The 13,461-nt window shown below is 67.8% G+C and carries 11 protein-coding genes; 5 read left to right on the top strand and 6 right to left on the bottom strand.

Translation table 11 applies throughout. The features are described 5' to 3' along the window. Positions 1–62: 62 nt before the first annotated feature. From AACX88_RS03555 to aceE, 4 genes are all read right to left on the bottom strand, one after another. Positions 63–1,064 carry a beta-ketoacyl-ACP synthase III gene (locus tag AACX88_RS03555; protein WP_339391729.1) on the bottom strand — a complete coding sequence of 334 codons (1,002 nt, stop codon included), beginning with the start codon at positions 1,062–1,064 and terminating at the stop codon, positions 63–65. Between the two features lie 5 nt (positions 1,065–1,069). Then, positions 1,070–1,987 (bottom strand): ACP S-malonyltransferase, encoded by a 918-nt coding sequence (locus AACX88_RS03550; RefSeq protein WP_339391728.1) that lies wholly within the window; start codon positions 1,985–1,987, stop codon positions 1,070–1,072. A 55-nt stretch (positions 1,988–2,042) separates the two neighbouring features. After that, the gene (locus AACX88_RS03545; RefSeq protein ID WP_339391727.1) at positions 2,043–3,242 is read right to left on the bottom strand and encodes a PucR family transcriptional regulator; all 1,200 of its coding nucleotides are present in this window, start codon (positions 3,240–3,242) and stop codon (positions 2,043–2,045) included. A 140-nt stretch (positions 3,243–3,382) separates the two neighbouring features. Further along, complete coding sequence (gene aceE, locus AACX88_RS03540) at positions 3,383–6,145, bottom strand: pyruvate dehydrogenase (acetyl-transferring), homodimeric type (protein WP_339391726.1); 2,763 nt, start codon at positions 6,143–6,145, stop codon at positions 3,383–3,385. A gap of 275 nt (positions 6,146–6,420) precedes the next feature. On the opposite strand from aceE, the gene AACX88_RS03535 reads away from it, so the two are divergent. The 3 genes from AACX88_RS03535 to AACX88_RS03525 are packed head-to-tail and all read left to right on the top strand — an operon-like array spanning position 6,421 to position 7,746. Further along, entirely contained in the window at positions 6,421–6,864 is a 444-nt protein-coding gene (locus AACX88_RS03535; RefSeq protein WP_339391725.1) for a DUF3052 domain-containing protein, read from the top strand. Continuing rightward, a complete protein-coding gene (locus tag AACX88_RS03530) occupies positions 6,861–7,328 on the top strand; it encodes a redoxin domain-containing protein (RefSeq protein ID WP_339391724.1) in 468 nt (155 codons plus the stop codon). The genes AACX88_RS03535 and AACX88_RS03530 overlap by 4 nt, the downstream gene beginning before the upstream one ends. Positions 7,329–7,341: 13 nt before the next feature. After that, on the top strand, positions 7,342–7,746 hold the full coding sequence (locus AACX88_RS03525) for an HIT family protein (protein WP_339391723.1): 405 nt from the start codon (positions 7,342–7,344) through the stop codon (positions 7,744–7,746). Between the two features lie 50 nt (positions 7,747–7,796). Here AACX88_RS03525 and AACX88_RS03520 read toward each other — a convergent pair whose 3' ends face one another. Together AACX88_RS03520 and AACX88_RS03515 are read right to left on the bottom strand one after the other, a co-directional pair. After that, a complete protein-coding gene (locus AACX88_RS03520) occupies positions 7,797–8,552 on the bottom strand; it encodes a MerR family transcriptional regulator (RefSeq protein WP_339391722.1) in 756 nt (251 codons plus the stop codon). Between the two features lie 127 nt (positions 8,553–8,679). Beyond that, positions 8,680–9,861, bottom strand: coding sequence for a trans-sulfuration enzyme family protein (locus tag AACX88_RS03515; RefSeq protein WP_339391721.1), 1,182 nt, complete (start codon positions 9,859–9,861; stop codon positions 8,680–8,682). A gap of 256 nt (positions 9,862–10,117) precedes the next feature. Here AACX88_RS03515 and mhpA (AACX88_RS03510) point away from each other — a divergent pair, with 256 nt between their 5' ends. Together mhpA (AACX88_RS03510) and mhpA (AACX88_RS03505) are read left to right on the top strand one after the other, a co-directional pair. Continuing rightward, positions 10,118–11,737 (top strand): bifunctional 3-(3-hydroxy-phenyl)propionate/3-hydroxycinnamic acid hydroxylase MhpA, encoded by a 1,620-nt coding sequence (gene mhpA / locus AACX88_RS03510; RefSeq protein ID WP_339391720.1) that lies wholly within the window; start codon positions 10,118–10,120, stop codon positions 11,735–11,737. Next, positions 11,730–13,361 (top strand): bifunctional 3-(3-hydroxy-phenyl)propionate/3-hydroxycinnamic acid hydroxylase MhpA, encoded by a 1,632-nt coding sequence (gene mhpA / locus AACX88_RS03505; RefSeq protein WP_339391719.1) that lies wholly within the window; start codon positions 11,730–11,732, stop codon positions 13,359–13,361. Before mhpA (AACX88_RS03510) ends, mhpA (AACX88_RS03505) begins: the two co-directional genes overlap by 8 nt. Positions 13,362–13,461: the final 100 nt, after the last annotated feature.

The following is a 13,461-nucleotide window of genomic DNA, read 5'->3' as shown; positions in this document are numbered from 1 at the left end:
CGACGAGTGTCCCGCCGAATATCTTAGGACATCCGCGGAGGGTTTTCCGCGCATGCGCGGTCTCAGGGGAGCCGGACGACCTGTGCGCCGTAGACGAGGCCGGCGCCGAATCCCATCTGCAGGGCGAGCCCGCCGGAGAGTTCGGGCTGCTCGCGCAGGAGGCGTTCGGTGGCCAACGGGATCGATGCCGCCGAGGTGTTGCCGTTGTCGGCGATGTCACGGGCGATGACGACGGACTCGGGCAGACCGAGCTGCTTGGCGAGTTCGTCGATGATGCGCATGTTCGCCTGGTGGGGGATGAACGCGGCGAGGTCGGCGGCCTCGACACCCGATTCCTCGAGTGCCTTCTTCGCCACCTCGGCGCCGTCCCACACGGCCCAGCGGAAGACGGTGGGACCGTCCTGGCGCAGGGTCGGAAAGGGCAGGTCGCGGTCGTCGCGGACGTCCATGAGCGAATCGGTCATGCGGATCGTCGACCAGTTCTCGCCCTTCGATCCCCACACGGTCTTCGAGATCCCCGGCTCATCGGCCGAGGTGACGACGACAGCTCCGGCGCCGTCGCCGAGGATGAAGGAGATCGACCGGTCCGTGGGGTCGATGACGTCGGAGAGCTTCTCCGCACCGATGACGAGCACATTGTCCATCGTGCCGGCCCGCACGAGGGCGTCGGCCTGGGCGATGCCGTAGCAGTACCCGGCGCAGGCGGCGCTGATGTCCCAAGCGGGAACCGGGCCGGTGCCGATGCGGTCGGTCAGGGCCGCGGCGGCCGAGGGGGTGAAGTAGGGGAAGGTCACGGTGGAGATGATGACGCCGCCGATATCCTCGGGCTTGAGCCCCGCCGAGGCGATCGCCTCGAGGGCTGCCTCTTCGCACATCTCGAGGACGCCGACGTCCTTGCTCGCGCGGCGGCGGGTGACGATGCCGGTGCGCTGGCGGATCCACTCGTCGGAGGAGTTGATGGGACCGGCGATGTCGTCGTTGGTGACGAGGTTCTCGGCGCGGTAGGCGCCGATGCCGGCGATCTTCGAGAACCGGCCGAGCTCGGCCGTCTTGAGTGTGGGCATGGTGGTCATCCTTCTGCTCCGGCGTGAGCGGCTGCGAACTCACGCGCACCGTCGAGATCGGCGGCGGACTTGATGGGGAACGTCTCGACGCCCTTCATCGCGCGGCGGGCGATGCCGGTGAGCGTGCCGCCGGGGACGAGTTCGATGAGCCCGGTCACACCCTGGGCGAGCAGGGTCTCCTGGCACAGGTCCCAGCGCACCGGGTTCGTGACCTGGGAGACGAGGAGATCGACGTAGGCGCTGCCGCCGGTGACGTACGAACCGTCGGCGTTCGTGAGGATCGGGGTCGTCGGGTCGCTCACGCTCAGTGCCGCGGCGGTCTCGGTGAGCGCGGGAACAGCCGGAGCCATGTACTCGGTGTGGAAGGCTCCGGCGACGGGCAGTGGGATGACGCGAGCGCGCTCGGGCGGATTCTCTGCGAGCTTCTCGAGGTCGGGCAGGGAGCCTGCGGCCACGGTCTGGCCGCCGCCGTTGACGTTGGCTGGGGTGAGGCCGGCCTCCGCGATCGCCGCGAGGACGTCTGCGGGCTCACCGCCGACGACGGCGGACATGCCGGTGGGCGTGGCCGCCGCGGCTTCGGCCATACCGGTGGCGCGGACGGCGACGAAGCGCATCGCATCGGCGGGGGAGAGGATGCCGGCGACCTGCGCGGCCGCGATCTCCCCGACGGAGTGCCCGGCGACGATGTCGGGGGTCACCCCGAGTTCGGCCGCGCAGGCGATGGCCGCGGCGACGAGCAGCGGCTGTGCGAGTGCGGTGTCCTTGATCGTCTCGTCGTCCGATTCGGTGCCGTGCACACGCAGGTCGATGCCGGAGGCATCGGCGAGTTCATCGATCTGTGCTGCGAACGTGGGCAGCTGGAGGAAGGAGGAGAGGAAGCCTGACTTCTGGGCGCCCTGGCCCGGGCAGGTGATGACTAGCACTCAGTTCTCTTTTCGTTCGATGTCGCTGTTCAATCTAACGGATGGACCAAGTCGGTCACGGCGTTTTGTCGCGAGGCGACAATAGCCCGGCATCTGACAGTCGCCCGTACACCAAGGCGATGTGGATGACGAAGGCGTCGCGGGACACGGTCGGGTCGAGGCCGATCGCCTCGGTGATCTTCCGCAGCCGGTACCGCACGGTGTTGGGGTGGACGGACAGCGCCTTGGCCGTGGCCTCGAGCGAGGACCCGAATTCGACGTAGGCGCTCACGGTCTTGAGCAGCTGCCCGGTGCCCGTTGTCAGCGGTTCGTAGTAGCGGGAGATGAGTTCGCTCAGGGCCACGGCGTCGCCGGCGAGTGCGCGTTCGGGCAGGAGTTCGTCGGCCTTGACCGGGCGGGGGGAGTCGGGGCGGGCGGTGGCCGCCTTGAGCGCCCTGATCGCCGCCTTCGCCGAGGTGGCCGCCTCGGCGAGGCTCGGTACGCTGGGTCCGACGATGACCTCGGAGGGACCGAAGCAGTCGGAGAGGTCCTCGACGGCGGTGTCGAGGTCGCTGACCCCGCCGAGGACGATGAGGAGACGGTTGTCGTGGACGCCGACGAGGGCGTCCTCGGCCCATTTGCGGGCCTTGCGGCGGATGACGTCGACGCCCTTCTTCGCCGAGCGCTGCGGGGCGCGTCCGACGAGGACGGTGACCGGCTCCTCAGACTGCCAGCCGAAGGCGGCGGTGCGGCTGGCGAGCTCGTCGACGGAGTCCCCGCGGACGAGGGCGTCGACGACCATCGCTTCGAGCCGGGCGTCCCAGCTGCCGCGGGCCTCGGCGGCCCGGGCGTAGACGTCGGCGGCGGCGAAGGCGATCTCGCGGGAATAGATGAGGACGGCTTCGCGGAGGGCCGACTGCTCGGCGGTGCGGGCGATGTCGGGCACCCGCTCCTCGACGACCTCGACGACGACCTTGAGCAGCTGCAGGGTCTGCTGGAGGCTGATGGCGCGGATGAGGTCGCGGGGCGCGGACTTGAAGATCTCGCTGACCACCCGCAGATCCGTGTCGGGCTGCCGATACCAGTCGATGAACGAGCTGATGCCCGACTGGGCGAGGTGGCCGACCCAGGACCGGTCCGACGGCGCCATCGAGCGATACCAGGGCAGGCGGGCGTCGAGGCGTTGGAGTGTGACGGTGGAGAGGACTCCGACCCCTGCGCGCAGGCGTCGTCCCGTCTCGGCGCGGCGGCGCAGCGTCTCGGTGTCGGAACTCATGGACTCCAGCTTAAGGCCTCGGCGACAATTCCGTTGTCAGAAACGCACAAGTTTCGGGCAGAGAGAACAAATGCGGCCGGAGTCACAACGACTCCGGCCGCATCCGCTTCACTCAGCGCGCTGCAGGCAGCGCATCCGGCTCAGGCGCCGGCGCCCTCCGTCGACCCGGAGGCGCCCGCCCGCGGATCGTCGAGCTGGTACTTCTTCGCCGCCTCGGCGGCCTTGTCGATCGAGATCACCCCGGTGTCGGCCAGCGAGATGAGCGCCTGCGTGGCCATCGAGGGACCGTCGACAAGGTAGTAGCGACGGGCCGCGGGCCGGGTGTCCGAGATCGCGTAGCCGTCGGTGCCCAGCGACGTGAAGTGGTTGGGCACGTACTGGCGGATCTGGTCGGGCACGGCGCGCATGAAGTCCGAGGTCGCGACCACGGGGCCTTCGCCCTCGAGCAGCTTCTCCGTGACGTACGGGATGCGCGGTTCGGCTTTGGGGTTGAGCAGGCGCGCATCGTCGGCGGCGAGGCCGTCGCGGCGCAGCTCGGTCCACGAGGTCACCGACCACACATCGGCCGAGACGCCCCAGTCGCTGTCGAGGAGCTCCTGGGCTTCGAGCGCCCACGGCACGCCGACGCCCGAGGCCAGCAGCTGGACCTTCGGTCCGCCGTTGTCGGGACCCTTCTTCAGCAGGTACATGCCGCGGAGCAGCCCGTCGACGTCGAGGTCCTCGGGTTCGGCCGGCTGGACCATCGGCTCGTTGTACATCGTCAGGTAGTACAGCACGTTGGGATCCCGGCCGTCGTCGGGACCGTACATGCGGTGCAGACCGTCCTTGACGATGTGGGAGATCTCATAGACGTAGGCCGGATCGTAGGAGATCACCGACGGGTACGTCGAGGAGAGCAGGTGCGAATGTCCGTCGCCGTGCTGGAGTCCCTCGGCCACGAGCGTCGTGCGCCCGGCGGTGGCGCCGAGGACGAAGCCGCGCGCCATCTGGTCGCCGGCGGCCCAGAAGAAGTCGCCGGTGCGCTGGAAGCCGAACATGGAGTAGAAGATGTAGAACGGGATCATCGGCTGCCCGTGCGTGGCGTACGAGGTGCCGACCGCCGTCAGCGCCGCCGTCGCGCCGGCTTCGTTGATGCCGACGTGGAGGAGCTGACCGTCCATCGCCTCCTTGTAGGCGAGGAACAGGTCGCGGTCGACGGAGATGTAGTTCTGTCCGTGCGGGTTGTAGATCTTCGCCGTCGGGAAGAACGAGTCCATGCCGAAGGTGCGGGCCTCGTCGGGGATGATCGGCACGATGCGCTTGCCGAACTCCTTGTCGCGCATGAGGTCCTTGAGGACGCGGACGAAGCCCATGGTCGTCGCGATCGTCTGCTTGCCCGATCCGCGGCGGCCGGCCTCGTAGGCCTTGTCGCCGGGCAGGGCGAGGTCGACGTAGGTGCTGCGGCGCTCCGGCGAGTAGCCGCCGAGCTCCGCGCGCCGCTGCTGGAGGTACTTGATCTCCGGGGCGTCGGGGCCCGGGTGGTAGTACGGCGGCAGCTTCGGGTTCTCCTCGAGCTCCTTGTCCGAGATCGGGATCTGGAAGTGATCGCGGGCGAGCTTGAGGTCGTCGATCGTCATCTTCTTCATCTGGTGCGTCGCATTGCGCGCCTCGAAGTGCGGTCCCAGCGAGTAGCCCTTGACGGTCTTGACGAGGATGACGGTCGGCTGACCGGTGTGCTCGAACGCGGCCTTGTAGGCGGCGTAGACCTTCCGGTAGTCGTGGCCGCCGCGCTTGAGCTGCCAGATCTGCTCGTCGGTGTAGTTCTCCACCATCGCCTTCGTCCGCGGGTCGCGGCCGAAGAAGTTGTCGCGGACGAAGCCGCCCGACTCGCCCTTGTACGTCTGGTAGTCGCCGTCGGGGGTGGCGTTCATGAGGTTGACGAGCGCACCGTCGCGGTCCTTGGCCAGCAGGGCGTCCCATTCGCGTCCCCACACGACCTTGATGACGTTCCAGCCGGCTCCGCGGAAGTACGCTTCGAGCTCCTGGATGATCTTGCCGTTGCCGCGCACCGGTCCGTCGAGGCGCTGCAGGTTGCAGTTGATGACGAAGTTGAGGTTGTCGAGCTCCTCGTAGGCGGCGACGTGGAGCATGCCGCGGCTCTCCGGTTCGTCGAGCTCACCATCGCCGAGGAAGGCCCAGGTCTGCTGCTGGGAGGTGTCCTTGATGCCCCGGTTGTGGAGGTACTTGTCGAACTGCGCCTGCGCGATCGCGTTCATCGGGCCCAGACCCATCGACACCGTCGGGTGCTCCCAGAAGTGCTCGAGCTGACGCGGGTGCGGGTAGGAGGGCAGTCCGGCGGGCTTGCCGTCGATGAGGTGGGACTGCTGCTGGCGGAAGCCGTCGAGCTCCTCGGCGCTCATCCGCCCTTCGAGGAAGGCGCGGGCGTACATGCCGGGGGAGGCGTGGCCCTGGTAGAAGATGTGGTCGCCGCCGCCGGGATGGTCCTTGCCGCGGAAGAAGTGGTTGAGGCCGACTTCGTAGAGCGTCGCCGAGGACGCGTAGGTGGAGATGTGGCCGCCGACCTCGATGCCCGGCCGCTGGGCGCGGTGGACGACCATCGCGGCGTTCCAGCGGTTCCAGCGGCGGTAGCGGCGTTCGACCTCTTCGTCACCGGGGAACCACGGCTCGTTCTCCGGGCCGATCGTGTTGACGTAGTCGGTGGCCGTGAGGCTGGGCACACCGATCTGCTTCTGCCGGGAGCGCTCCAGCATCCGCAGCATGACGTAGCGGGCGCGGGTGCGGCCGCCTTCGTCGATGAGGGAGTCGAGAGAGGCCAACCACTCCTCTGTCTCCTCCGGATCGATGTCGGGCACCTGGCTCGGCAGCCCGTTGAGTATCGGTCCGCCCTGATTCCGATTGTCCACGGTGTGGTCCTCTCTTCGCTCCACGACCTGCACTGGTGGTCAGGCCGCGTTCTGCCCGGGGGTAGGGGGATCGGATCGGATCAGATCGGTCCCGGAGTCCACCGGATTCACTCATCAGCGTAGTACGCGCGCGCCTTCTTCGCTCACCCGTCTGCTTGTGATCTCTCTGACTGAGGTCGGCAGGCGATGCTCGGGCACTGCATTCCCATCCGTGCTGGTGGGATCGGGGCGCGCCGACATTTGCGCCCCGGGGCCTGGGGCGGAACAATGAGAGCATGAGCAACTCCGCTTCTGAAAGGACATCGTCCACCCCCACCCTGGCGGCCGAACTGGGACAGAACCTCGGTCTCGAGTCAGGGGACTACGTGCAGGAGATCGGCTACGACGACGATGTCGACCTCCAGCTGTGCCAGGCGATCGAGACCATCATCGGAGAGAAGATCGCGGACGGGGACGTCGACGACGTGTTCGACGTCATCCTCATGTGGTGGAGGGCCGATGACGACGACCTCATCGACGGTCTCGTCGATGCGCAGGTGACCCTCAAGGACGGCGGCGTCGTGTGGCTGCTCACCCCGAAGGCCAACCGCCCCGGCCACATCACCCCGGCCGAGATCTCCGAGGCCGCCCCGACCGCCGGCATGCATGTGACCTCGACCGTGAGTGCGGCCGAGGACTGGGCGGGCTTCCGCCTCGTCGGCAAGAAGAACTATTCATGATCCTCGGGCCCGGTGATCGGGCTCCTGACTTCTCCCTGTCCGATCAGTTCGGACGGTTCCTCCACCTCGCCGAGGCGGCCGAGCGGGGGCCGGTCATCCTCGCGTTCCTGCCGTATGCGTTCTCGCCGGTGTGCGGGGATGAGATCCGTGCCCTGCAGGAGGTCCAGGACGACGCCGATGCCGCAGGCGACGAGCTCACCGTCATCGCGGTGAGCGCGGATTCGAAGTACACGCTCGCGGCCTGGGGTGCCGAACGCGGGGTCACCCTGGCGCTCGGCTCGGACTTCTGGCCCCACGGCAAGGTCGCGCGCGCCTACGGTGTCTTCGACGAGGTGCACGGCGTGGCCGAACGCGGTGTGTTCGTCATCACCTCCGGCGGTACGATCGTCAGTGGCCGTCAGGTCGCACGCACGCAGACCCGTGACTTCGCGATCGAGGCCCGCATCGCCGCCGCCACCGACTGAGGAGGACCGCACTATGGCCACCATCTTCACCAAGATCATCGACGGGGAGATCCCGGGCACCTTCGTCTACGAGGACGAGCAGTGCGTGGCGTTCCTCGACGTCTCCCCGCTCACCGCCGGCCACACGATGGTCGTGCCCCGGGCGGAGATCTCGGAATGGACCGACCTCGACGAGGAGCTCCTCGACCACCTCATGAACGTCGCCCACCGGATCGGTCGGGCGCAGAAGGAGGCGTTCGACTGCGAGCGGATCGGGTTGATGATCGTCGGCTACGAAGTGCCCCACGTCCACATCCATGTGTGGCCGACGACCTCGATGGCCGACTTCGACATCTCCGATCGGGTCCCCATGCAGAACGCGGCGACGCTGGCAGGGCCCGCCGAGAAGATCCGGCAGGCCCTGGCGCAGCAGTCCTGACCCAGCAGTCCTGAACTGACTCAGCGGGGCCGGACTCACCGCCTCCGAACTCAGTTCGCGTCGAGGTAGGACACGAGCGCGTCGCGGACGAACTGCGCTCCCTGGTCGCCTCCGTAGGTGGCGGCGAACCGGGGGTCGGCGACGTACATCTCCGCGAGCCCCCGAACATAGCCGTCCGTGTCGCCGGCGGGATCCGAGGCCGGAGTCCCGGGCACCGAGGACAGCCACTCGATGTGCCGGCGGGACAGATCCCGCGCCTCGGGCGAGTCCGGGGTCACCCCCGCCTCGGCGGCCTGGGACCAGCCATCGGCCAGAGCTGCCGCACGGGACTGCCAGTCGCTGCGTTCGGGCGCGCTCAATCCCGTCCACCATGTCTGGGAGGTCTCATAGGCGCGGTCTCCCCACGTCTGCCGGACCTCGTCTTCGTACTCCCGATGGTCGAAGCCATCGAACATCTCCTCTGCCATGAGAGGCTCACCTGCTTTCACTCTCTCGATCGTCGCGGTGACGGCTCGGATCTGCCTCGTCAGGCGCGCTCGCTCGCGTCCGAGCGCACGCACATGGTCCGTCAGGGCGGCGACCGGATCCGTGGTGCTCTCGAGCACCTCGGCGATCCGGGTGAGCGGCAGTCCGAGATCCCGCAGCAGCAGGATCCTCTGCAGACGCACGAGGCTCGCCTCGTCGTAGTGCCGGTTGCCGTTCGCCGTCCGTGAGGACGGAGGCAGAAGGCCGATCGCGTCGTAGTGACGCAGGGTTCGACTCGTCGTCCCCGTCAGCCGCGCTGTTTCCTGTATGGACCAGTCCATGACCACCAGCCTAGAAGTTGACGTTGCGTCAATGTCAACAGCCGCTGATGAAACAGCGTCGCCGCCGAGCCGAGAACGGCACAGCGGCGACGCGGGAGTGCGACCGGCGGCCGCGCGGGATCTGTGCTCAGGCGGCGGCGCGGACGGAGTCGAGGGCGGAGAAGAGGTCTTCGGCCAGGTCGTCGACGTGTTCGAGGCCGACGGAGAGGCGGACGAGTCCGTCACCCGGTTTCGCCTCGGCGGTCACCGGACGGTGCGTGAGCGAAGCCGGGTGTTGGATGAGGGTGTCGGCGCCGCCGAGGGAGACGGCATGGACGACGAGGCGGCAGTGCTCGACGAAGTCGCGGGCGGCTTCGTAGCCGCCGGCGACCTCGAGGGCGATCATCGCGCCGGGACCCGACATCTGACGTCCGAGCAGCCCCTGGGGGTCCTGGCCTTCGAGCCCGGGGTAGTGGACCTTCGCGATCGCCGGATGGGCGCTGAGCCGCTCGGCCAGCTGCGCGGCGGTCGACTGGGCGGCGCGCATGCGCACGCCGAGGGTCCGCAGTCCGCGGTGGAGGAGGTAGGCGCCCATCGGGTGGAGGAGTGCGCCGGTGATCGCGCGGACCTGGCGCAGCCGCATCGCCCACTCGGAGTTCGTGGCGATGATGCCGCCCATGGCATCGCCGTGGCCGCCGATGTACTTCGTCGCGCTGTGGAGGACGAGGACGGCGCCGTGGCGCAGCGGACGCTGGAGGACGGGGGTGGAGAACGTGTTGTCGACGAGGACGGGGACGTCTCCGGCCTGCGCGACGACGGCGTCGAGGTCGACGAGGTCGAGGCTGGGGTTGGCCGGGGTCTCGACGATGACGAGTCCGGTGTCGTCCTGGATCGCCTCGGCGATGGCCTCCGGCGTCGTCCACGTCACGGTGGTTCCGAGCAGACCGGAGTCGAGGAGGTGGTCGCTGCCGCCGTAGAGGGGGCGGACGGCGACGATGTGCGGGGTGCCCGCGTTGACGGCGGCGAGCAGCGCTGCGGTGAGGGCGGCCATGCCGGTGGCGAAGGCCACGGCCTCCTCGGCGTGTTCGAGTTGAGCCAGGGCCGTCTCGAACCGGGCCACGCCGGGCTGCCACAGTCGCTGGTAGACGGCGGAGTCGCCCTCGCGCAGGGGATGGCCCGTGGCGAGCCATTCGTAGGATTCGCCGCCGGTGTCGATGTCGCCGACCGGGTTCGTCGTCGAAAGGTCGATCGCGGGGACGTGGACGCCCGCCTCGGTGAGGCCGTCCATGCCGCCGTGGACCATGAGGGTTTCGGGGTGGAGTGAGGTCATGCCCGAATTCAATCCGGTTCCTCCCATGAGGGGCAAGGTTGGATCAAGGTTCTTCTGAATTGTCATGGTCGGCGAAAGAATCGTGAATCGGACTCCGAGGGAAGTGATCTGCGTCGCAGGATCTGCCGATCCGGTCTCGGGGAATTCCCATCGGCGAATCACTTGACGGTGCAATCGGGTCTGCTATCGTCAACAAGCATAATCATTATGCTTAATAGAATGGGCATGATGATCCAGCTCGAGGAGGAGTTGACCCATGGTCGATGTCGATGTCATTCAGGTCGGATTCGGTCCCGTCGGACAGGTGCACGCCGCACTGCTCGGGGCGCAGGGGCACTCGGTCGCCGCGTTCGACAAATGGCCGGGAACCTATCCGCTGCCGCGGGCCGGCCACCTCGACCATGAGATCATGCGGATCCTCCAGGGGATCGGGGCGACGGACACCTTCCGCCTGCAGGCGATTCCCATCCCCGACTACGACTGGGTCAATGCCGCCGGCGAGCTGCTGCTCCACATCGACTGGAACGCCCCGACGCCCTCGGGGTGGAAGTCGGACTACCTCTTTTATCAACCGGAACTCGAGGAGGCGGTGCTCGAGGCGGTGAGCAGGCATCCCAGCGTCAGCGTCGAGCTCGGCTGGGAGGCGATCGACGTGACGAATCATCCCGACCACGTCGAGGTGCGCCTGCGGGAACTCGAGAAGACCGCGGAGGGGCTGACGCCGACAGGGGCGGAGAAGACCGTGACCGCCCGGTATCTCATCGGCGCCGACGGGGCGAACTCGTTCGTCCGCCGGCAGGTGGGCATCGAATGGGAGGACCTCGGCTTCGAGGAGGACTGGCTCGTCACGGACATCGAACCGCACGACCGGGACATGGTCATCGACATGCCCGACGCCGGTCAGATCTGCGATCCGGCCCGGCCCGTCTCCCTCTTCCGCTGGCTCGGCCGGCACACCGCGCGCTGGGAGTTCATGCTGCTCGACGGGGAGGACCCCGAGGTGATGGCCCACGATGAGACGATCTGGTCCCTGCTCTCACGGTGGGGAGTCGACTCGTCGAATGCGACGATCGTGCGGAAGAAGGTCTACGGCTTCCGGTCCCTCATCGCCTCGACCTTCCGCCGCGAGCGCACCCTGCTCATCGGCGACTCCGCCCATCTCATGCCCCCGTTCATGGGGCAGGGTCTGTCCTCGGGAATCCGGGACGCGGTCAACCTCGCATGGAAGCTCGACCTCGTCCTGACAGGGCGCGCCGAGGATGCGCTGCTCGATGCGTACACCACCGAACGTCGTCCCCACGCCCGAGCCCTCATCCAGACATCGATGGACCTCGGCAAGGTCGTGTGCATGTCCGATCCCGACGAGGTGGCCGCTCGCGATGCCGCGTTCCTCGCCGGGGAGGTCCCGCCTGCGGTGTTCCCGTGGCTCTATGAGGGGGTGCTCGACGGCGGTGAGAGCACCGAGGTCGTCGGCCGGCTCGGCCTGCAGGCCAGGGTGGCGATCGACGGCAGGGACGGATTGGCCGATGATCTCCTCGGCACCGGGTGGACGCTGCTGTCCTCTCGGGCGGACTACCTCGATGAGCTCAGCGCGGAGCAGCGGGCGATCATCGACGCACTCGGCATGCGCCATGCCCATGTCAGTCAGGCCGAGCTCGAGACGGAGAACAGCATCGTCGACGTCGACGCCGACTACTCGCGATGGTTCGCCCAGGTCGGTGCGCCGATCGTCATCATCCGCCCCGACTACTATGTCTTCGGCCTCGCGAAGGATTCGGCCGACCTCGGCGGGCTGCTCGAACGTCTGGCCGCCGCGGCGGAACTGACCGGGACCGACCAGGCGAATGAACTCACAGGACAGCTGATCCATGACTGACGTCGATGTCGATGTGATCCAGGTCGGGTACGGACCGGCCGGACAGGTGCTCGCGGCGTATCTCGGGCAGCGAGGGCATTCCGTGGCGGTGCTCGAACGCTGGCCTGAGACCTACCGTCTGCCCCGTGCCGGTCACCTCGACCACGAGGCTATGCGGATCCTGCAGTCCATCGGGGCCATGGAGACGTTCCGGCTGCAGGCGATTCCCCTGCCTGACTACAACCTGGTCAACGCCGACGGCGAGGTGCTCATCCACTTCGATTGGGACTCGCCGAACCCCTCGGGGTGGAAGTCGGACTACTTCATGTTCCAACCCGAACTCGAGGAGGCCGTCGACGAGGCGGTGCGCCGTCATCCCAGCGTGAACATCGACCTGGGCTGGGAGGTCTCGACCGTGGTCGATCGCGGCGAGCATGTCGAAGTGCACGTGCGCAGACTGGAGCGGATCGACGGCAAGCTCGTGCCCACGGGTGAGGAGAAGACGATCACAGCGCGCTATGTCGTCGGTGCCGATGGCGCGAACTCCCTGGTGCGGACCCAGGCCGGCATCGCATGGGAGGATCTCGGGTTCCAGGAGCAGTGGTTGGTCACCGACATCGAGCCGCACGATCCCGACATGGAGATCGACATGCAGGACACCGCGCAGATCTGCGATCCGAAGCGTCCCACCTCGGCGTTCCGCTGGTTGGGTCGGCACACCGCGCGGTGGGAGTTCATGCTCCACAAGGGCGAGGACCCCGAACAGATGCGTGAGGACGAGAACGTCTGGTCGCTGCTCTCGAAGTGGAAGGTCACCCCGGAGAACTCCACGCTCATGCGCAAGACGGTGTACACCTTCCGGTCGCTCATCGCCTCGACCTTCCGCAAGGGCCGGATGCTCCTGCTCGGCGATGCCGCTCACCTCATGCCGCCGTTCATGGGTCAGGGACTGTGCTCGGGGATGCGCGACGCCGCGAACCTCGCCTGGAAGCTCGATCTCGTGCTCTCCGGGCGCGCGCCCGATGCGCTGCTCGACTCCTACACCGTCGAACGACGCCCCCACGCCCGCAAGCTGATCGAGGCATCCATGCATCTCGGGCGCGTCATCTGCACAGCCGACCCGGACGAAGCCGCTGCCCGGGATGCGGCGTTGCTCGCCGGCGAAGTGCCGCCGGTGGTCTTCCCGTGGCTCGAGGAGGGGATCCTCGACGGCGGGGTGAGCACCGAGGTCCTCGGTCGGCTCGGTCTGCAGGCCCGCGTCGTGCGCGGCGGTGTCGACGGTCTCGCCGACGATCTGCTCGGCACGGGATGGACTGTGCTGTCCGGGCGCAAGGACTTCCTGGACGATCTCGACGAGCGACAGCAGTCGATCGCGCGTGCCCTCGGCATGCAGCGTGTGCATCTGAGCCAAGCGGTCCTCGACACCGAGGTGAGCGCCAATGACATCGATGCCGAGTATGTGCGGTGGTTCCGTCGCCTCGGGGCGCCGATCGTCATCGTCCGACCCGACTTCTACGTCTTCGGCACCGCACACAGTTCCGCAGAGCTCGGTGCACTGCTCGAGCGCCTGGCCGACCGGATCGGACTCGACGTCGACGCAACGCCTGCGGCGGGGACCGGGAAGTCGGCCGTTGTGACCCCTTGAAATGGCGAAACGCTGGATGCGGCGGCCGAGCATGGTCGACGTAGACTTCGGCCAGGACCTACGATCCGTCAGCACTTCTGCCCGCCCTACCATGATGAGG

It is taken from the genome of Brevibacterium metallidurans, assembly GCF_037101285.1.
GTDB lineage: Bacteria > Actinomycetota > Actinomycetes > Actinomycetales > Brevibacteriaceae > Brevibacterium > Brevibacterium metallidurans.
Note: the sequence above shows the minus strand (reverse complement) of the source record. Positions and strands in the feature narration are given on the sequence as shown.